The sequence below is a fragment of the Plantactinospora sp. CNZ321 genome (assembly GCF_004217235.1).
The window spans coordinates 752995-771070 of record NZ_SHKQ01000001.1; the positions used below are offsets into that span (position 1 = coordinate 752995).

The 18076-nt window shown below is 72.5% G+C and carries 18 protein-coding genes; 7 read left to right on the forward strand and 11 right to left on the reverse strand.

All coding sequences use genetic code 11. From position 1 onward, the window contains the following. Positions 1 to 176: 176 nt before the first annotated feature. From pknB to EV371_RS03265, 3 genes are read left to right on the forward strand one after another with little or no spacing between them, the layout of a single operon-like run. Positions 177 to 2174 (forward strand): Stk1 family PASTA domain-containing Ser/Thr kinase, encoded by a 1998-nt coding sequence (gene pknB, locus EV371_RS03255; RefSeq protein WP_130460727.1) that lies wholly within the window; start codon positions 177 to 179, stop codon positions 2172 to 2174. Beyond that, complete coding sequence (locus tag EV371_RS03260; RefSeq protein WP_130460728.1) at positions 2155 to 3081, forward strand: deoxyribonuclease IV; 927 nt, start codon at positions 2155 to 2157, stop codon at positions 3079 to 3081. Before pknB ends, EV371_RS03260 begins: the two co-directional genes overlap by 20 nt. 54 nt (positions 3082 to 3135) lie before the next feature. Beyond that, on the forward strand, positions 3136 to 3936 hold the full coding sequence (locus EV371_RS03265; RefSeq protein WP_207230391.1) for a M15 family metallopeptidase: 801 nt from the start codon (positions 3136 to 3138) through the stop codon (positions 3934 to 3936). Between the two features lie 118 nt (positions 3937 to 4054). On the opposite strand, the gene EV371_RS03270 is transcribed toward EV371_RS03265, so the two are convergent. The 4 genes from EV371_RS03270 to EV371_RS03285 all read right to left on the reverse strand — a co-directional run bounded on the left by EV371_RS03270 (position 4055) and on the right by EV371_RS03285 (position 8476). Next, on the reverse strand, positions 4055 to 5134 hold the full coding sequence (locus EV371_RS03270; RefSeq protein ID WP_486484906.1) for a threonine aldolase family protein: 1080 nt from the start codon (positions 5132 to 5134) through the stop codon (positions 4055 to 4057). A gap of 7 nt (positions 5135 to 5141) precedes the next feature. After that, on the reverse strand, positions 5142 to 6548 hold the full coding sequence (locus tag EV371_RS03275) for a class II 3-deoxy-7-phosphoheptulonate synthase (RefSeq protein ID WP_130460729.1): 1407 nt from the start codon (positions 6546 to 6548) through the stop codon (positions 5142 to 5144). A 141-nt stretch (positions 6549 to 6689) separates the two neighbouring features. Then, a complete protein-coding gene (locus EV371_RS03280; RefSeq protein ID WP_130460730.1) occupies positions 6690 to 7184 on the reverse strand; it encodes an Rv0361 family membrane protein in 495 nt (164 codons plus the stop codon). 101 nt (positions 7185 to 7285) lie between these two features. Further along, on the reverse strand, positions 7286 to 8476 hold the full coding sequence (locus tag EV371_RS03285; RefSeq protein WP_130460731.1) for an MFS transporter: 1191 nt from the start codon (positions 8474 to 8476) through the stop codon (positions 7286 to 7288). Positions 8477 to 8545: 69 nt separating this feature from the next. Here EV371_RS03285 and EV371_RS03290 point away from each other — a divergent pair, with 69 nt between their 5' ends. Next, positions 8546 to 9571, forward strand: a complete 1026-nt coding sequence (locus EV371_RS03290; RefSeq protein ID WP_130460732.1) for a winged helix-turn-helix domain-containing protein — start codon at positions 8546 to 8548, stop codon at positions 9569 to 9571. A gap of 89 nt (positions 9572 to 9660) precedes the next feature. Here the strand turns inward: EV371_RS03290 and tuf are convergent, their stop codons facing one another. Both tuf and EV371_RS03300 read right to left on the reverse strand, forming a co-directional pair. Then, entirely contained in the window at positions 9661 to 10848 is a 1188-nt protein-coding gene (gene tuf / locus EV371_RS03295; protein ID WP_130460733.1) for an elongation factor Tu, read from the reverse strand. A 379-nt stretch (positions 10849 to 11227) separates the two neighbouring features. Further along, positions 11228 to 12001, reverse strand: a complete 774-nt coding sequence (locus EV371_RS03300) for a VOC family protein (protein ID WP_130460734.1) — start codon at positions 11999 to 12001, stop codon at positions 11228 to 11230. A 47-nt stretch (positions 12002 to 12048) separates the two neighbouring features. On the opposite strand from EV371_RS03300, the gene EV371_RS03305 reads away from it, so the two are divergent. Further along, positions 12049 to 12819 carry a TetR/AcrR family transcriptional regulator C-terminal domain-containing protein gene (locus EV371_RS03305; RefSeq protein ID WP_165436592.1) on the forward strand — a complete coding sequence of 257 codons (771 nt, stop codon included), beginning with the start codon at positions 12049 to 12051 and terminating at the stop codon, positions 12817 to 12819. A 58-nt stretch (positions 12820 to 12877) separates the two neighbouring features. Here the strand turns inward: EV371_RS03305 and EV371_RS03310 are convergent, their stop codons facing one another. Then, the gene (locus EV371_RS03310) at positions 12878 to 13201 is read right to left on the reverse strand and encodes a plasmid stabilization protein (protein ID WP_130460736.1); all 324 of its coding nucleotides are present in this window, start codon (positions 13199 to 13201) and stop codon (positions 12878 to 12880) included. Between the two features lie 32 nt (positions 13202 to 13233). Further along, positions 13234 to 14082, reverse strand: coding sequence for a glucose 1-dehydrogenase (locus tag EV371_RS03315; protein ID WP_130460737.1), 849 nt, complete (start codon positions 14080 to 14082; stop codon positions 13234 to 13236). A gap of 250 nt (positions 14083 to 14332) precedes the next feature. On the opposite strand from EV371_RS03315, the gene EV371_RS34050 reads away from it, so the two are divergent. Next, entirely contained in the window at positions 14333 to 14770 is a 438-nt protein-coding gene (locus tag EV371_RS34050) for an AAA family ATPase (RefSeq protein ID WP_486484459.1), read from the forward strand. Here the strand turns inward: EV371_RS34050 and EV371_RS03325 are convergent. Further along, positions 14652 to 15401, reverse strand: a complete 750-nt coding sequence (locus EV371_RS03325) for a GntR family transcriptional regulator (RefSeq protein WP_165436594.1) — start codon at positions 15399 to 15401, stop codon at positions 14652 to 14654. The genes EV371_RS34050 and EV371_RS03325 overlap by 119 nt on opposite strands. Before the next feature lie 185 nt (positions 15402 to 15586). On the opposite strand from EV371_RS03325, the gene EV371_RS03330 reads away from it, so the two are divergent. Next, positions 15587 to 16879, forward strand: coding sequence for a glycosyltransferase (locus EV371_RS03330; RefSeq protein WP_130460739.1), 1293 nt, complete (start codon positions 15587 to 15589; stop codon positions 16877 to 16879). A gap of 37 nt (positions 16880 to 16916) precedes the next feature. Here EV371_RS03330 and EV371_RS03335 read toward each other — a convergent pair whose 3' ends face one another. Then, positions 16917 to 17561 carry a hypothetical protein gene (locus tag EV371_RS03335; RefSeq protein WP_130460740.1) on the reverse strand — a complete coding sequence of 215 codons (645 nt, stop codon included), beginning with the start codon at positions 17559 to 17561 and terminating at the stop codon, positions 16917 to 16919. Positions 17562 to 17685: 124 nt separating this feature from the next. Next, positions 17686 to 17952, reverse strand: a complete 267-nt coding sequence (locus tag EV371_RS03340) for a hypothetical protein (protein ID WP_349338575.1) — start codon at positions 17950 to 17952, stop codon at positions 17686 to 17688. Between the last annotated feature and the right edge of the window lie 124 nt (positions 17953 to 18076).

The window sequence follows — 18076 nt, forward strand, 5'->3', positions numbered from 1 at the left end:
GCTCCCCGACTCCCCCGCCAGTGGCGCCGGCACCACGCCTGAGCAGGACGACACCGGCAAATCCCGCGAAAAGTGATCTCCGTCGAGCGCGGAACGGCAACACGAAGTTCTCGCTTCGGTGTCGGCTGTGGCATCCTGTTCTGCCCCTGCCCCCTGGAGACATAGACTGCCTGCCGATGGACATACAGGTCGCCGACACGCTGCTGAACTCGCTGATCGACGGACGCTACCGCATCCGCGGTCGCGTGGCCCGTGGTGGGATGGCGACCGTCTACACCGCCATCGACGAGCGGCTCGACCGTACGGTCGCGATCAAAATCATTCACCCCACCCAGGCGCAGGCCGCGCAGGTACAGCTCGCCGGGTTCCTGGAGCGGTTCACCGACGAGGCCAAGACCATCGCCCGGCTGACCCACCCGAACGTGGTGGCCGTCTACGACCAGGGCACCCACGGCGGCCTGCCGTACCTGGTCATGGAGTACGTCCGGGGCCGGACCCTGCGCGAGATCCTGGCGGAGCGCAAGCGACTCAACCCGAGCGAGGCGCTCGCGATCATGGAGCAGATGCTCGCCGCGATCGGCGCCGCGCACCGGGCCGGCCTGGTGCACCGGGACGTGAAACCCGAGAACGTGCTCGTTGCCGAGGCGCCGAGTGGCGGCGCGGGCAACCTCGTCGACAGTGTGGTGAAGGTCGCCGACTTCGGGCTCGCCCGGGCGGTCGAGGCGAGTTCCGACACCGAGGGCGGCAACCAGCTGATGGCCACGGTCGCCTACGTGGCACCGGAACTGGTCACCGAGGGCCGCGCCGATCCGCGTACCGACGTCTACGCCGCCGGGATCGTGCTCTTCGAGATGCTCACCGGCCGGGTCCCGTACGATGCCGACCGCGCCGTGGACGTCGCCTGGCAGCACGTGGACCGGGACGTGCCACCGCCGTCCGGGCTGGTTCCCGGCCTGCCGCCGGTCCTCGACGAGCTGGTCCGCCGGGCGACCCGGCGCGACCCGGGAGCCCGGCCGACGGACGCGGGCGCGTTCCAGGCCGCGGTCCAGGTGGTCCGGGACGACCTCGGCACCGTCGCCAACGCCAACACGGCGGTACTGCGGCAGATCCCCGCCGTCGACCAGCCGACCATGGTGGTGCAGCAGCCGACCATGGTCGTCTCACCGGTACAACCCTCGCAGCGACCGGCCTGGGCCCGCCTGCCCGACCAGCCCCGGGAAGGCAGCACCCCGCACCGCCGCCGCGCGGCGGCCAGCTCCGGTTCCGATTTCCTCGGCCGGGTCCGCGAGGTCGGCGGGCGACTCTTCGCCGGCCGGGTCCCGGTCGTGGTGACCGTGGTCGCGCTCGCCCTGGTGATCGGGATGACCGGCTGGTGGTTCGCGTTCGGCCGTTACACCGAGACGCCGAACCTGGCCGGACTGGCCGGGACGGAGGCGGAGGCGCGGGCCGAACGGTCGGGCTTCGAGGTCAAGTACGCGAATCCCCGCTACAGCGAGGACATCGCCAAGGACAAGGTGCTCGCCCAAAATCCCGAGTCGACGAGCCGGATCCAGCGGGGCGGCACGATCACCCTCACCCTCTCCCTCGGCCCGGAGCGCTTTCCCGTCCCGGACGTGGTCGGCAAGACCCTCGACCTGGCCCAACTCGACCTGGAAAACGCGAACCTGGTCATGGCCCGCGGCACCGACCGGTACGACGACAACCTGCCGGAGGGCGTGGTGATCGCCACCAGCCCGAAGGTCGGCACCGAGGTCAAGCCGGGCGACAAGATCACGGTTATCGTCAGCAAGGGCAAGGCGCCGATCAGCGTCCCGGTGCTGGTCGGCAAGGACATCAAAGAGGTACGCAACATCATCAAGGAACTCGGCCTCAAGCTCAGCGAGGAGTACAAGGATTCCGACAAGCCCAAGGACCAGGTGATCGCGCAGACCCCGCCGGACGGCTCCGGCGTCGTGAAGAACGCGCAGATCAAAGTCGAGGTCAGCAACGGACCACCGGCCATCAACATGCCCCGGGTGATCGACCTGCCCTGCCAGCAGGCGAAGCAGCTCCTGGAGGGCCAGGGTCTGGCCGTCGCGGTGCAGCTCAACCCGAACGGGACGGTGCGGATCCAGAACCCGAACGAGAACACTCCGGTGCCGCCAGGGACCCAGGTTGTCCTCACCTGCCTCTGAACCCGCCTCTGAGCGCGTCGCCACCTCCGGCAGCGGGTCCGGCGGCCGGGTCGCGCCGAGCCGGCCCGTCGGCTCGCACACGCCCACCTCCGGCGGGCTGGCCAGGGCGGCCCTGCCGTACGCCGACGCGGTCGGTTCGGAGGTGGTGCAGGTCTACGTCGGCAACTCGCGGGGCTGGGCGCTGCCCCCGGGTGACCCCGGGCAGGACGCGGCGTTCCGGGCCGGCTGTGCGGAACGCGGGCTGGTGGCGTACATCCACGCGTCGCTGCTGGTGAACCTCGGCTCGCCCACCCCGGCGACCGTCGAGAGGTCGGTGGCGACCCTGGCGCACGCGCTGGACCGGGGCGCCGCGATCGGTGCCGCCGGGGTGGTCTTCCACGCCGGCAGCGCGGTCGACGCCGGGCACGCCGAGGCGGCGATGCGTCAGGTACGCGAGGGGCTGCTACCGCTGCTCGACTCGGCTGCCGCCAGCGGCGGGCCGAAGCTGCTGGTGGAGCCGAGCGCCGGTGGCGGCCGGTCGCTGGCCTCCCGGGTCGAGCACCTGGAGCCGTACCTGGCGGCCGTCGACTGGCACCCGTGGCTCGGCGCCTGCTTCGACACCTGTCACGCCTGGGCCGCCGGGCACGACCTGGCCCGGGAGGGCGGCATGCGCGAGACGCTGGACACGCTGGTCGACGCGATCGGCGCGGAGCGGCTGTGGCTGATTCACGCCAACGACTCACGGGACCTGTGCGGCTCGACCCGGGACCGGCACGAGACGATCGGCAAGGGCAGCATCGGCGAGTCGGCCTTCGCCGAGCTGATGACCCATCCGGCGACCGCCGGCATCCCGGTGGTCGCCGAGACGCCGAGCGAGAATCACGGACACGCCGACGACATCGCCACCCTCAAGCGCCTCCGCCCCTGACTCCGGCCCCTCTCCCGGTGGGGTGAAGGATCTGGACGGCGTAGCGTGGCGGCGGTGAGACGGAGTGTGCGGGGGATGCTGCTGGCCGGGCTGCTGACCGCGCTCACGGCAGCCGGCTGCGGCAGCCACTCGACGGGCACGCCCGGCGACCCGGCGACCGGCGCGGCCGGTGGTCGGTCGACCGGCGCGGCCGGTGACCCGGCGACCGGCGCGGCCGGTGGCGGGGGTGCCTCGGCCACCCCGTCCGGGCCGACGGCGACCCGCCCCGGCGACCCGCCGGGCGCACTCTCCGGGTTCGCGTACGACATCTCCACGGTCACCGCCGCCGACCTGGGCGCGAGCTGGCGGCCCGGCTGCCCGGTCGGGCCGGAGCAGCTCCGGCGGATCCGGCTCGGCTACTGGGACTTCGACGGCCGACCCCGGGTCGGCACGATCGTCGTGCATCGGTCGGTCGCCGCCGAGGTGGTCGAGATCTTCGCCACCCTCTACCGGGAACGCTTCCCGATCCGGCGGCTACAGCCCGTCGACGCGTACGCCGGCAGCGACGACCGCTCGATGGCCGACGACAACACCTCCGGCTTCAACTGTCGCCGGGCGGTCACCACCGGCGCGGAAAAGTGGTCCGCGCACGCGTACGGGAAGGCGATCGACGTCAACCCGGTGGAGAATCCGTACCTGATCGGCGGTCGGGTCCTGCCGCCCGCCGGGGTGGCGTACCGGGACCGCTCCGGTTACCGACCGGGGATGGCGGTCCGCGGCGGCGTACTGGTCGAGGCGTTCGCCGCCGCCGGCTGGCAGTGGGGCGGCGGCTGGCGCTCCCCGGACTACCAGCACTTCACCCGCACCAGCGGCTGACCCGCCGACCCGTCCGGCCGCGATCCCGGCGGGGCGTGATCCCTGCCGCGTTCCCATCCGGCCGCGATCCCGGCAGGGCAGCGATCCCTGCCGGCCGCGATCCCGGCGGCCGGTCCGGTCAGCGCCGGAAGATCTGGGTGAGCACGGTGACGGCCAGCTCCACTCCGGCGTCGTCCAGATCGTGGTGGGTCACCAGCCGGGCGGCGCGCGGGCCGAGCACCGAGACGAGTACGCCCCGGTCCCGGGCCGCCGTAGCCAGCTCGGCCGCCTCGATCCCGCACTTGGTCAGGTCCAGCGGAACGATGTTGGTGCGGACCGAACCGGCCAGCACCCCGAACGGGGCGAGCGCGTCCGCCAGCCGGGCCGCCCGAGCGTGGTCCTCGGCCAACCGCCGCACGTGATGTCGCAGCGCGTACCGGCCGGCGGCGGCGAGGATCCCCGCCTGGCGCATCCCGCCACCCATCCGCTTGCGGATCACCCGGGCCCGGGCGATCCGTTCCGCGCTGCCGACCACCAACGAACCGACCGGCGCGCCGAGCCCCTTGGAGAGGCAGACCGACAGGGTGTCGAACAGCTCGCCGTAGCTGGCCAGCGGCACGCCGTCGGCGACGTGCGCGTGCCAGATCCGGGCGCCGTCGCAGTGCAGTCCGATCCCGGCGTCGTCGGCGACCCGGCGCAACTCACCGAGGGTGGCCAGCGGGATCACCCCGCCGCCGCCCCGGTTGTGGGTCTGCTCGACCGCTATCGCCCGGGTCGGCACCGCGTGGTAGCCGTCCGGTCGGATCATCGCCGCGACCACCTCCGGGTCGAGGTCGGCGCCGGCCGGCGACCAGGTCCGGGTGGAGACGCCGCCGATCGCGGCCGCCGCGCCGATCTCGTACGTCACGACGTGCGCGTCAGCGTCGCAGAGCAGTTCCTCGCCGGGCGGCACCAGCAGCTGGATGGCGATCTGGTTGGCCATCGAGCCGGTCGGGGCGAAGAGGGCCGCCTCGTGACCGAAGAGGGCTGCGACCTCGGCTTCGAGGGCGTTGACGGTCGGGTCCTCGGCGTAGACGTCGTCGCCGACCTCGGCTGCGGCCATCTCGGCGCGCATGCCTGCGGTGGGTCGGGTGACGGTGTCGGACCGGAGGTCGACAGGGCGGTCCGGGTCCGGGGTCGGGGACGCGTTCCGGGCGCCGAACGGGACGAGCCGGGAGATCGGGTCGTCAGCCACGAAGCATCTCCGCTACCAGGAAGGCGAGTTCCAGCGACTGCTGGGTGTTGAGCCGGGGGTCGCAGGCGGTCTCGTAGCGGTCCGGCAGGTGGATGTCCTCGATCGCCTGCGCGCCGCCGAGGCACTCCGTGACGTCCTCGCCGGTCAGCTCGACGTGCAGGCCGCCCGGGTGCGTCTCCAGCGACCGGTGCACCTCGAAGTAGCCGAGCACCTCGTCGACGATCCGGTCGAAGTGCCGGGTCTTGTAGCCGTTGGACGACTCGTGGGTGTTGCCGTGCATCGGGTCGCACTGCCAGACGACCTTGGCGCCGGCCGCGGTGACCTTGGCCACGATCGGCGGCAGTACCTCCCGGACGCGGCCGTTGCCCATCCGGCTGATCAGGGTGAGCCGGCCCGGAACGTTCTCCGGGTTCAGCTTCTCGCACAGCTCGATCGCCTGGTCCGGGGTGGTGGTGGGGCCGAGCTTGACGCCGATCGGGTTGGCGATCCGGGAGATGAAGTCCAGGTGCGCCCCGTCGATCTGCCGGGTGCGCTCGCCGACCCAGAGGAAGTGCCCGGACAGCCCGTACGCCCGGCCGTCGGAGACCCGGGTCAGCGCCCGGTCGTACTCCAGGGCCAGCGCCTCGTGCGAGCAGTAGAGGGTGACGGTGCGCAGTGCCTCCTCCTCGGTCAGCCCGCAGGCCCGGATGAAGGCGAGCGCCCGGTCGATCTCCCGGGCGATCGCCTCGTAGCGCTCGCCGGCCGGGGAGTTCTTGACGAAGCCCTTGTTCCAGTCGTGCACGGCGTGCAGGTCGGCCAGCCCTCCGGCGAGGTACGCCCGGAGCATGTTCATCGCGGCGGCCGAGTTCGCGTACGCCCGGATCATGCGCTGCGGGTCGGCGATCCGTGCCTCCGGCACCGCCTCCAGCGAGTTGATCATGTCGCCCCGGTACGCCGGCAGCCCTCGCGCGTCGGTCGGCAGCGACCGCGGCTTGGTGTACTGCCCGGCCACCCGGGCCACCTTCACCACCGGCAGCGACGCCCCGTACGTCAGCACCACCGCCATCTGCAGCAGCGTCCGGGCGTTGGCCAGCAGGTGGCTCTCGGTGTTGTCGGTGAAGGTCTCGGCGCAGTCGCCGCCCTGGAGCAGGAACGCCCGCCCCTCGCAGACCAGCGCCAGCCGCTGCCGGAGCTGGTCGACCTCGTAGGGCGCGACGATCGAGGGCACGTTCTGAAGGATCTTGCAGACCTCGTCCACCACCGCCGGATCCGGCCACGGCGGTGTCTGGGCCCGGGGCAGTTCCCGCCATCTGTCCAGGCCGAGCGCCTCGTCCTCGGCGGAGTCCTCGGTCGGCCGGCTGGTCTGCAGCGCGGTGTTGCCCACCGCGGGGTAGCTCAACTGGTGCCACTCATGGCGCATGTCTGAAAGCGTACGGCGGAACCCGCACGGTGCCGGGAGCGAGGTATGCCCGTCCGAAGCGTGGGAGCCCGCCCGAGGCGCCCGGGCGGGCCGGGGATCCGGCGATACCGGGGCGATCAGGCCGGCCCGATCGGCGAGCGATCAGGTCGGCTCGGTCGGGGAGCCGGACGGGGCCGGGGTGTGGCCGCCGATCGCCTCCTTGGCGATGCACCACTGCCCGTCGGCCCGGGCGACCGTGAAGAGCACCTTGGTCGCGCTGGTCTTGCCACCGACCTTCACCGTGATCGAGGTGCTGACATCCTGGTCGGCACCGTTGGCCCGGACATCGGTGATCTTCGCCGCCGAGACCGAGAAGTGCTTGGCGAAGTCGCCGTTCGGGCCGGTGGCCGCCTGGTCGAAGGACTCCCGCAGCGGCTCGCAGAGCTGTTCGCGGCCATCCGCGACACTCTTCGCCTTCATCGCGTCCAGATATGCCTGCACCCGCTCCCGGGCCCGGTCCGGGCCCTCGTCCGGGGTGGGGGTGGGCTCGGCGCCCTGCCCGACGAGCCCGTCGAACACGCTACAGCCGGCCAGACCCAGCGGCACCATCGCCAGCACCGTGACCACGCCGACCAGCCGCCGCCGTACGCCGACCATCGCGCTCCTTTCACCGAGGGGGTTCCCACCCTAGTCGAGCCGCCGTCGAGCGGCCCGCCCCGACGCCCCGGCGAGGCGGGCAGCCGGCAGCCGGCGGCCGGTCACACCGGCGCCGGTTCCGGGGTACGAGCCTCGGCCGGAACGCGCAGTCCGGGGCGGAGCAGGAGCGTGACCAGCAGGGACAGCACCGCCATCACGGTCATCGCCATCCCGACCGGCAGGTACTGGGCGACGGTGCCGGCCAGCGTCGCCGCCACCGCCTGCATGGTCAGCATCCCCGAGGAGTGCAGTCCGAGCGCCTGGCCGCGCATCTGACCCGGGGTGAGATCGACGAGGCGCTGCTGGAGCAGGACCCCGGCGCCGAATCCGGCCGAGGCCGTCGCCACGGCGAGCGCGGCGACCGGCAGCGGGATCGGCAGGGCGAAGAGCAGGTACGGCACCCCGAGCGAGAGTTGCAGCGGCGTGACGAGCCGCTGCCGCCACCGGGCCGGGACGAACCGGCCGACGACGGTGTCTCCGGCGAGCATCCCGAGGGCACCGGCGACGAAGAGCACCCCGGCCGATTCCGGGGCGTACGGGATGAACAGCGCCTCGCAGCCGACGACGAGCCCGTTCGGCAGCCACAGCGCGAGGTAGACGTACCGGCGGGCGGGTGCCGCCCAGAGCCGGGCGTTGACCTGCCAGGTCTGCCGCACCGACGGCCGGCCGGCGGCCCTCGGTGGGCGGCCGGTGAGGCCGAACCGGGCGACCAGGGCGGCGCTGAGGTACAGGTCGGCGCCGATCAGCAGCACCTGGCGCGGGGCGACGACGGCCAGCAGGGCACCGCCGAGCGCGAAGCCGGTGATCTGCATCGCTCCGACCGACATGTTCATGACCGACCGGCCGAGCAGGTAGCCGCCGTCCGGCAGGATCTCGCCGAGCAGTCCCCAGCGGACCCCGCCGCCCATCGAGCCGGCCAGCCCCATCAGCCCGATCACCACGAACATGGCCCCGATCGGCATTCCGGGCAGCGCCATGGTGAGGGTGGCGGCGCAGAGGAAGAGGGTGACGCTGACCAGCGCGGCGCGCGGCGGCACCCGGTCGGCCATCGAGAGCAGGGTGGTGGCGCCGAGCATCTGGGCGAAGGAGGGGCCGAAGAGGCTGAGCGCGGCGAGCAGCGGTGACCCGGTGGCGGAGTACACCAGGGTGCCGAGGGCGAGCCCGTTGACGGTGCCCGCCGCGACCTGGGCGGCGGTCGCCAGGAAGAGCGGGCGGAACTCGGGGACCCGGAACAACTGTCGATAGGTTCGCACGGCAGCAGTCTGGGTGGACCGTCCGGCGAGCCGTTACCTTTTCACCTGGAGACGAAACCGGAGGTGGTCGTGGGGCTCTGGCTGCTCGACGCGGACGTGCTGGCCCGCAGCCGGTTCGCCGTCTCGCCCCTGGTCGAGACTGTCGCGGCCCTCAAGGCGCTGGGCGGGCATCCGACGCTCCCGGGTCAGCGGGCCTGGCTCGACACGCACTCGGCCGCGTACCGGTCCCGGCTGGCCGGCGACCCGTTCAGCGCGGCGTTCGTCCGGGCCGCCTTCCCGCCGCGCTGGCTGCCCGACTTCCTCGGCACGCCGGCCGGCTTCGTCGGCGCGCCGGCCGGCTTCGTCGGCGCGCCGGCCGGCGACGCCGAGGTGACGTTCGCCGGCGAGCTGCGCCGGATCCGCGAGACGCCGGCCGGGACGGCCCGGGCCGACCTGCAGGCCGGCCTCGACGCGCCGCTCCCGGCCGAACTGGGCGGCGCCGACCTGCCGGAACGCGTCGCCGAGCTGCTGGAATGGGTCTGGACCCGCACGCTGCGCCCGGACTGGCCGCGCCGGCAGCGACTCTTCGAGGCCGACATCGTGTCCCGGACCCACCTGCTCAGCTCGGGCGGCTGGGCGGCCACCCTGGACGAGATGCGACCGGGGATGCGCTGGTTGGGGCACGGCCGGCTGCAGATCAACACGTACGACCTGCCGCCGGTGGACCTCGGCGACGCCGGGCTGCTCTTCGTGCCGAGTACGTCGGCCCGGGGCTGGGTCGGTTCCGACCGTCCGGACCGACACACGGTGGTCTACCCGTGCCGGGGAATCCTGGCCGATCCGGCCTACGGCGCCCCTCCGGCGGCACTGAGCCGACTGCTCGGCCCGGTCCGGGCGGAGATCCTCGCCCGGCTGGAGTCGCCGGCGAGTACCACCGGGCTGGTCGCGGCGACCGGGCACGGGCTGGGCTCGGTCGGCGGGCACCTGCGGGTGCTGCTCGACGCCCAGCTCGTGCGGCGACGCCGCTCGGGGCGGTACGTGCTCTACTTCCGCACGCCCGACGGCGACCGGCTGGTCCGGATCAGCCGGCGGTCCGACGAGCGGACCGCCGGCTGAGGTCCCGGCCGGAGACCCGGGCTGAGACCGGGCTGAGACCCGGGCTGAGCCGCCCTGGTCGACGAACCCGGCCGAGTTGCCGGTGGAGCCTAGTCGAGCAGGGCGGTCACCGTGCCGGCGGCGACCGTCCGGCCGCCCTCCCGGACGGCGAAGCCGAGCCCGACGTCCATCGCGATCGGCTTGCCCAGCTCGACCGTGATCGTCACGGTGTCGCCGGGGGCGACCTGGGGCAGCTCGCCCAGGTCCACCGCGCCGACCACGTCGGTGGTCCGGAAGTAGAACTGCGGCCGGTAGTTGGCGTGGAACGGCGTACGCCGACCGCCCTCGGCGGTGGTCAGCGCGTAGAGCTGGGCGGTGAACCGGCGGTGTGGCGTGACGCTGCCCGGCAGAGCCACCACCTGCCCCCGCTGCACCTGGTCGCGCTTGACCCCGCGCAGCAGTACGGCCGCGTTGTCCCCGGCCTGCGCCGACTCCAGCGACCGGCCGAAGGTCTCCAGCCCGATCGCCACGGTCGACAGGGTCGGGGCGAGCCCGACCACCTCGACCGGGTCACCGGCGCGCAGCGAGCCGCGCTCGACGGCTCCGGTCACCACGGTCCCCCGGCCGGAGATGGTGAGCACGTTCTCGATCGGCATCAGGAACGGCCGGTCGAGTTCGCGCGGCGGCACCGGGACGTACCGGTCGACCGCGTCGAGCAGGTCCGCGATGGACCTGACCCAGCCGGGGTCGCCCTCCAGCGCCCGCAGTGCGGAGACCCGCACCACCGGCACCTCGTCACCGGGAAAGCCGTACTCGCTGACCAGCTCCCGCACCTCCAGCTCGACCAGGTCCAGCAGTTCGGGGTCGGTCACCGCGTCCGCCTTGTTCAGCGCCACCACCAGGTACGGCACCCCGACCCGCTGGGCGAGCAGGATGTGTTCCCGGGTCTGCGGCATCGCGCCGTCCAGCGCCGAGACGACCAGGATCGCCCCGTCCACCTGCGCCGCCCCCGTGATCATGTTCTTCACGTAGTCGGCGTGGCCCGGCATGTCGACGTGCGCGTAGTGCCGGGTGGCGGTCTCGTACTCGACGTGCGCGATGGTAATGGTGATGCCCCGGGCGACCTCCTCCGGCGCCCGGTCGATGCCGTCGAAGGCGACGAACCGGTTGACCGCCGGGTCCCGGTCGGCGAGCACCTTCGTGATCGCGGCGGTCAGCGTGGTCTTGCCGTGGTCGACGTGTCCCATCGTGCCGATGTTGAGGTGCGGCTTGGTGCGTACGAACTGGCTCTTGGCCATCGGAATGTCCTCATTGCAGAGACGGGTCGGCGGGCGACGAGCGCGGGCGGGTGCCAGACCGCGAGAAGGGAGACCGCGCCAGAACCGCGCATCCGGTGCGCCAGGAAAGGGCGGCACCGGGGATCCGGGCCACCCTCCTCCGTGGGTTCTGCTGGTGCGGGAGGAGGGTCAGCCTCGCGCGCCGCTATCCAGCCGGTTCGGCTGGATCGGCTGGACCGGCAGCGCGGCAGGGTGGGACGACGCCAGGCACACGGCGGCGGGGCCCAGCAGGAGGAACCCTGCGGGCCGCACAGAGCCGAGCGTGCCGAACATGGCGATCACGTTAGGCGAGAACGCCGCCAGCCGCGACCGGTATTCCCGGCGCCGCCAGCACCGCCGGTCAGCGGTCCAGTTCGGCGCGGATCTCGGCGGCGGTCGCCAGGTCGGTGGCGAGCGCCGCACGCTCGTCGGCGGAGAGTTCCACCGCGTCGACCTCGGCGAGCAGCCGGGCCGCCGCCTCAGGATCGCCGGTGCGCCAGCGCAGTTCGGCGAGGTAGACCAGCGCGGGAAGCCGCTGCGCGGGTGCCGCGTCCGCGTGCCGGGCGAGGCCGTTCTCCAGTACCCGGATCGCGGCGCTCTCGTCGCCGTGCGAGTCGGCCTGCCGGGCGGCGGTGGCCACCACCCGGGTCAGCCGGCCTCCCGGTCCGGTCCGGTCGCCGGAGCCGTCGGCACCGGCGCTCCCGCCGTCCCCGGTGCCGCTAGTACCGCTGGTACTGGCCTCGTCCGGGTCGCCGTGCCGGCTGATCCGCAGCCAGTTGCCGCCCGGGTCGACCACCGTGAACCCGGCCGCGGTGCCCTGGCGGCGACGCGGCCGGGTCATCCGGGGAATCCCGGCGACCGGCACTTTGCCGAACGCGGCCCGCAGCCCTGCCGCGAACGCGGTGTGCAACTCGCCGGTGTCCGGGACGAGCAGCACCACGCTTCCCATCGAGTCGGCCGGGTCGAACTGGGGTACGGCGAAGAAGTGCAGTTCGATCCCGCCCCGCCGGACGGCGGCGTACGGGTTGGGACGCTGCTGCCGGTACGTCACCTCGAAACCGAGGGCGGTGTAGAACGGCAGGACGTCGTCCAGGTCTCGGCAGGGCAGGCCGGGGATGGCGAGTTCGGTGGGCACGCAAACATCGTACGCTGTTCGGAGTAATGCTGGCGAGAGGGCCTGAAATGGAGTACCCGGGGCGCGGCGACGCGGCGCGCACGATGGCGCTGCTCTGGGACGGTGCGCCCGTCCCCCGACGCGGGCCGCGACACCGGCTCGACCTGACCCGGATCGTCGACACGGCGATCGCCGAGGCCGACCGCGCCGGACCTGCCGCGCTGTCGATGCGGGCCCTGGCCCAGACGCTCGGCATCGGTGCCGCCTCGCTCTACACCTACGTGCCGGGCAAGGCCGAGCTGCTGGAGCTGATGGTCGACCGGATCGCCGCCGGCCAGCCCCTGCCCCGCGCCGACGCGGGTTGGCGGGCCGGACTGGGTGAGCTGGCCGCCGCCGACCTCGCCGCCTTCCGGGCCCACCCCTGGCTGCTCCAGGTGGCGACGTCGCGCACCGTCTTCGGCCCGCACGTGATCACCCGCTATGACGCCGCACTGGCGCTGCTCGACGGGTACGGCCTGGCCGCGATCGAGGTGGCGTCCTGCGTCGCGGCCGTCGAGTCGTACACCAGGGGCGCGGCGGCGGCGGTGGTCGAGGCCGAACAGGCGCCCCGGCAGACCGGCAGCACCGACGACGAGTGGTGGGAACGGCGCGCCCCGCTGCTGGCCGAACGGATGGCCGGACGGTTTCCCCGGCTCGACGCACTCGGTGCGGCGGGGGCGTTCGCGGTCTCCGACAGCACGCTCCCCTACACCCTTCGACGGGCGCTGGACCGCTTCGACTTCGGGCTCGACCTGGTCCTCGACGCGATCGGGGCCCGGATCACGGCGGCCGGCCGGTGACCCCGGCCGGCCGTGACCCGCGGGACGGTACGGCCGCCGTACCGTCCCGCGGGTCTGCTCAGCGCGCGAGCGCCTTCTCCAACTGGGCCTTGGACATGCTCGACCGGCCCTTGATGTTGCGCTTCTTCGCCTCGTTGTAGAGCTGTTCCTTGGTACGCCCCTGCGCGCCGGTGTGCGACCGCTTTCCGCCCCGGTGGCCGGAGGAGACGTCCCTGACCGACGAACGGCTGGCGGTCTTCGACTCGCCGGCCCGGGCGCGTTCCTTGTTGACCGTCCGGGCGGCGATCTCCTCGGCGCGGTCGGTCGACTCGCCGCGCTTGCGCGCACTGGCCTTGATGTGCTTGTACTGGCGTTCCCGCTTCGGACTCGACCCTGCGGGCATGACGCACTCCTTCCGGGGGAGAGAAACGATGGTCAGAGGATGGGCTTGCCTCCGGTGACCGGGATGATCGCGCCGGAGATGTAGCTGGCCTCGTCCGAGGCGAGCAGCACGTACGCCGGGGCGACCTCCCTGGGCTGGCCGGGGCGGCCCAGCGGGGTGTTCTTGCCGAACTTCTCGACGTGCTCGGGCGGCATGGTGGACGGGATCAGCGGAGTCCAGATCGGGCCGGGCGCGACGGCGTTCACCCGGATTCCCCGCTCGCCGAGCATCTGGGCCAGCCCGGCGGTGAAGTTCGCGATCGCGCCCTTGGTGGTCGCGTACGGCAGCAGCGTCGGGCGCGGCGTGTCGTAGTTGATCGAACTGGTGTTGATGATCGACGCTTTCTCGCCCAGGTGCGGCAGCGCCGCCTGGACCAGCCGGAACATCGCCGTGATGTTGACGTCGAAGGTGTGCTGCCACTCCTCGTCGGTCACCTCTTCGAGGCTCTCGTGGGTCATCTGGTAGGCGGCGTTGTTGACCAGTACGTCGATCCGGCCGAACTCCTCGACCGCCCGGTCCACCACCGCACGGCACACCGCCGGATCGCCGACGTCCCCGGCGACGAGTACGGCCTGCCGTCCCGCGTCCTCGACGAGCTTCGCGGTCTCCCGGGCGTCCTCGTGCTCGTTCAGGTACGAGATCAGCACGTCGGCGCCCTCCCGGGCGCACGCGATGGCGACCGCCCGGCCGATGCCGCTGTCCGCGCCGGTGATCACCGCCTTCTTGCCCGCCAGCCGGCCGGAGCCCCGGTAGGAGTCCTCGCCGTGGTCGGGCTTGGAACGCATCTTGTCGAGGGTGCCTGGTGGCTCCTGCTGCGGTTCGGCATGCTGCTCGTCGGGCATCGGGTCGCTCCTCGGTTGCTCCTCGCGTCTGGGGCGGCGACCGGCGGTACCTCGCGCGGCCGACAGTGGCAAATGTCCCCATACCCGGCACCCGGTAAACCCGGGACGACGGTTCAGCTCAGCACCCTCAGGGAACGGCGTGCCGCCGGGCGAAAGTCTCGATCGCGTCCAGGTCGGCGGGGGCGCAGCCCTCGCCCGGGTCGGGCGCGATCAGCAGGGCGTGACCCCGGGCAGGTCCGGTTCGATCTCCATGGAGCCTCCGGTCATCACTTCCATCGTGGACATCGTCCCCCGGCCGGGATGCTCGGCTGGCGTCGCCGGGCTACGGTCGGAGGTTGTGCGGCGGGTGTCGGTGGTCGGTAACTCGGGTTCGGGCAAGAGCACCCTGGCCAGGGCGTTGGCCGCCCGGCTCGGCGTGCCGTACGTCGAACTCGACGCGATCCACCACCAGCCCGGCTGGCGGCCGCTGCCCACCGCCGAGTTCCGGGCCCGGGTCGACACGCTCACCACGACCGACCCGTGCCGCCGCCCGCCGGCTGCTCGTCGACGCCTCACCCGGTCCGGATACCTCACCCGCTCCGGGTTCCTGACCCGGGATCTGCCGCCGTCGCCCCGGGCAGTGCCGCCGGGCCCGGTGCCGTCGGGAGTTGGTGGAACAGGTCACGTGCCGCTCGGCCACTGTCTTTGATCAACCGCGGTAGATGTTCGGCGATCTCTTCGGGCTGCCGGCCCGCGATGTGTCGGTTCCAGCGGTCCATGAGCTGTTGTAGCTGTTCCGGGACTTCGCGGCCCTTGAGCAGGGTGACCCACAGGCGCGACATCTGGTCCGAGAGCTGGTCGAAGGTCGACCGCAACCAGCGGTTCGCGCTCGCGACGGCCAGGACCTGGAAGACCCGCATCGACAGCTCGGAGAAGCGCAGGACCGCCTCCAACCGATCATCACCGTCGGTATCGGGCGGGGACCACTCAATCAACAGCCGGGCAAGCTCGTCCGCCTCGACGTCGGAAAGGCGCTCCAAACCCAGACGGACAAGCTCGGGACCGATGAGATCCCACGCCTCGACCAGCTCCGACACTTCCTGAGCGTCGAGGGGGCTCACGACGTACCCGGCCCGGGGCAGCGTGATGATCAACCCCTCGCGGTCCAGACGAGCGAGCGCCCGACGAATCGGCGTCAGCCCGTACGGAGTCGAGCGGGCCAGTCCCCGCTCGGTGAGCGACGACCCCGGCGGAAGCTCACAGGTCACGATCCGGGCACGCAGCGCTGCGTAGGCCTGCTGCGTGAGCGAAGCCTTCCCCGTCGCACCCTGGTCGGCCATCAGAGGAAACCCTAGCCCGCCCGGCCACCCCGGTCCCATGCGACATCGCACACTCTCCGCAAACCGGACTTGACCACCCCGGCGGTGAGAGTCATGCTCGGTACTGAAATTTCAGCCAGGTCAGAAAGCGGACTGCCGGTCTCGGAGGTCCTCGGGACGCGGCCGAACAGAGGGGACCCAGCAGGATGAGGGCATTCGTGCTCGCGTTCGGGACGCGTGGCGACGTACAGCCGTTCGTCGCCCTGGGACGCGCGCTGGCCGACGCCGGCCACGAGGCACTGGTGGCCGGGCCGGCGTGTTACGGGTCACTCGCCGCAGCCGCCGGCGTTCCGTTCGCGCCCGTCGACGACCGGTGGAACCGGCTCACCGACGAGCCCCACATCCAGGAGGCACTCGCGACGAACTACCGCGGACCAAAGGCGAAACGGACAGCCATCGAGGTGGTGCGCCGGACCCGGCGGTACGTCGCCGCCGCGCTCGACGACATCACCGCGGCCGTTCCCGCCCGGACCGACGTCGTGGTGCACCACACCATGCTGCCCGGCCAGCACCTCGCCGAGGCCCTCGGCGTTCCCTCCGTCCCGGTGGCACTGCAGCCCAACTGGGTGCCGACCAGCGCCTTTCCGTGCCCGATGTGGGCCCCACCGTGGCTGCCCAGATCCCTCAACCGCCTGAGCTACCGGCCGGCCGCGCTCGCGCCTCGGATGCTCCTCGGAGCGGTAGGCAAGCGCTGGCGTGCACGACTCGGGCTGAGGTCTCGGCGTGGATCCGGTGACCCGTTCCGCCGCCCCGACGGAGGCCCGGCCTTCGTACTGCAGGCGTTCAGTCGCCACGTCCTGCCGCAGCCGGCCGACTGGCCCGGACACGCGCCCGTGACGGGATACTGGACCCTCGCCAGCGAGGACCAGGACCCCTCGCCCGCCCTGGCCAGGTTCCTCGACAGCGGAGCGCCGCCGGTCTACGTCGGCTTCGGCAGCATGCGGGGCCAGAACCCCGAGGCGATCGGCGAGATGGTCCAACAGATGGTCCAGGCAACCGGAGTACGAGCCGTTGTCGCAACCGGCGCCGGCGGGATCACACTGGCGGGTGCGAACACCGACTCCGTCCACGTCGTCGACGACGCTCCGCACGACTGGCTCTTCCCCCGCACCGCGGCGATCATCCACCACGGCGGAGCAGGAACGACAGCTGCCGCGCTGCTCGCCGGACGCCCACAGGTGATCTGCCCCTTCACCGGTGACCAGCCGTTCTGGTCCGGGCGAATGCAATCCATCGGCGTTGCCCCAGACCCCGTCCCACAGCGGCAGATCACCGCCGAACGCCTCATCGAGGCAGTCGAAGCGACGAGATCCGACACCACGATGCCCCGCAGGGCCGCCGAGATCGGCGAGCTGGTGCGCTCCGAAGGCGGCACACGTCGTGCAGTCGAGCTTCTGTCGGAAACGACGCGCGACCACCCCGGCCGGCCATGTCGTTGATCTGCGGAGACAGCGATGCAGGCAGGCACGGGTGGGGCTAGGGAAGGTGCGGCGCGAAGTACTCGGCAACCAGTTCCGCGACCCCTTCGGCGTCCCGGCTGCCGTCGACCTCGATCACCGGGATGCCCAGCCGTCGGGCGCCGCACACGGCGTCCTCGGCGAGCAGGCGGTCCCGCTCGACCCGGTTCCGCTGGGCGAGTTCGGGGTCGCTGACCTGGTGGCCGAGCCGGCCGGCCCGGGGTAGCCGGTCAAGTTGTCGCCGCCGGAACTCCTCGGTCGGCACCATCACCACCATCTGCCGGGTCGACCCGGCGACCGGCGCGACCAGCTCGGGGCGCAGCCCCCAGCCCTCGGCGAGCAGCGGCCGGGGCGAGACGAGCGCGCGCAGGTCGTCCTGCACCCACTCGAATCGCTCGGCGAACTCCACAAGTACCTGCCGGGCCATCTCCTCCGGCGTCGTGCGGACCCAGACCGCCTCCCAGTCCGGTTCCGGCGGTTCGCCACGCCGGATCCGGCTCATCATCCGGCGATCGTCGTGCCCGCGCGCGTCGTGGTAGTCGTAGTGGTAGTGCGTCAGGCCGTACCGCTCGGCGAGGATCCCGGCCACCGTCGACTTGCCGGCCCACTGGCCGCCACCGATCCAGAGTGCCCGCCGCAGGGTGCTGTGAGGGTCCCATCGCATGCCCAGAATCGTGTGCCCGTTCCGGGCCGAATTCCAGTCTTGTTTTCGGATTCCCGCCCTGGTCAACTGAGGGTAAGGGGAACCGGTCGGGCACCACGCCGGAGCGCGGCCGTGGCCGACGGGCTCAGCGGTGGCCGGGCACCCAGCCGAGGAAGCGCTCGCTGAGCACCATCGCCGCCGGTGCGCCGGCCGGGTGGAGCGCGTGCAGATCGCGGTACGCCTCGGCGAGCGACGAGCCGAGCCGGACACAGAGCGCGAGCCGGCTGTCCGGATAGCCCCTGACCAGGCTGAGCCGGGCGGCGGCGCACGGCCACGGCTGCCCGTCGGTGCGGCACAGCCAGATCGGCCGCAGTGGAGTGTGGACGCCGACCGGCGACTCGGGGTCGATCATCTCCCCGCCCCGGTGTCGACGCGACCGCCGTCCGCCCACGCCGGCAGGACGCGGTGGGTCCGGTGCCCGGCGTTGGAGCGAGGGCGCTGGTTGTGCCCACGCGACGGCGGTGACAGGCGCGACG

Excerpts from the sequence above, each read along its gene's own strand:
- pknB (WP_130460727.1), top strand. The coding sequence starts at position 177 with ATGGACATACAGGTCGCCGACACGCTGCTGAACTCGCTGATCGACGGA.
- EV371_RS03275 (WP_130460729.1), bottom strand. The coding sequence starts at position 6,548 with ATGCGCCATGAGTGGCACCAGTTGAGCTACCCCGCGGTGGGCAACACC.
- EV371_RS03280 (WP_130460730.1), bottom strand. The coding sequence starts at position 7,184 with ATGGTCGGCGTACGGCGGCGGCTGGTCGGCGTGGTCACGGTGCTGGCG.
- tuf (WP_130460733.1), bottom strand. The coding sequence starts at position 10,848 with ATGGCCAAGAGCCAGTTCGTACGCACCAAGCCGCACCTCAACATCGGC.
- EV371_RS03305 (WP_165436592.1), top strand. The coding sequence starts at position 12,049 with ATGGAGTACCCGGGGCGCGGCGACGCGGCGCGCACGATGGCGCTGCTC.
- EV371_RS03310 (WP_130460736.1), bottom strand. The coding sequence starts at position 13,201 with ATGCCCGCAGGGTCGAGTCCGAAGCGGGAACGCCAGTACAAGCACATC.
- EV371_RS03315 (WP_130460737.1), bottom strand. The coding sequence starts at position 14,082 with ATGCCCGACGAGCAGCATGCCGAACCGCAGCAGGAGCCACCAGGCACC.
- EV371_RS34050 (WP_486484459.1), top strand. The coding sequence starts at position 14,333 with ATGGAGCCTCCGGTCATCACTTCCATCGTGGACATCGTCCCCCGGCCG.
- EV371_RS03325 (WP_165436594.1), bottom strand. The coding sequence starts at position 15,401 with ATGGCCGACCAGGGTGCGACGGGGAAGGCTTCGCTCACGCAGCAGGCC.
- EV371_RS03330 (WP_130460739.1), top strand. The coding sequence starts at position 15,587 with ATGAGGGCATTCGTGCTCGCGTTCGGGACGCGTGGCGACGTACAGCCG.
- EV371_RS03335 (WP_130460740.1), bottom strand. The coding sequence starts at position 17,561 with ATGCGATGGGACCCTCACAGCACCCTGCGGCGGGCACTCTGGATCGGT.
- EV371_RS03340 (WP_349338575.1), bottom strand. The coding sequence starts at position 17,952 with ATGATCGACCCCGAGTCGCCGGTCGGCGTCCACACTCCACTGCGGCCG.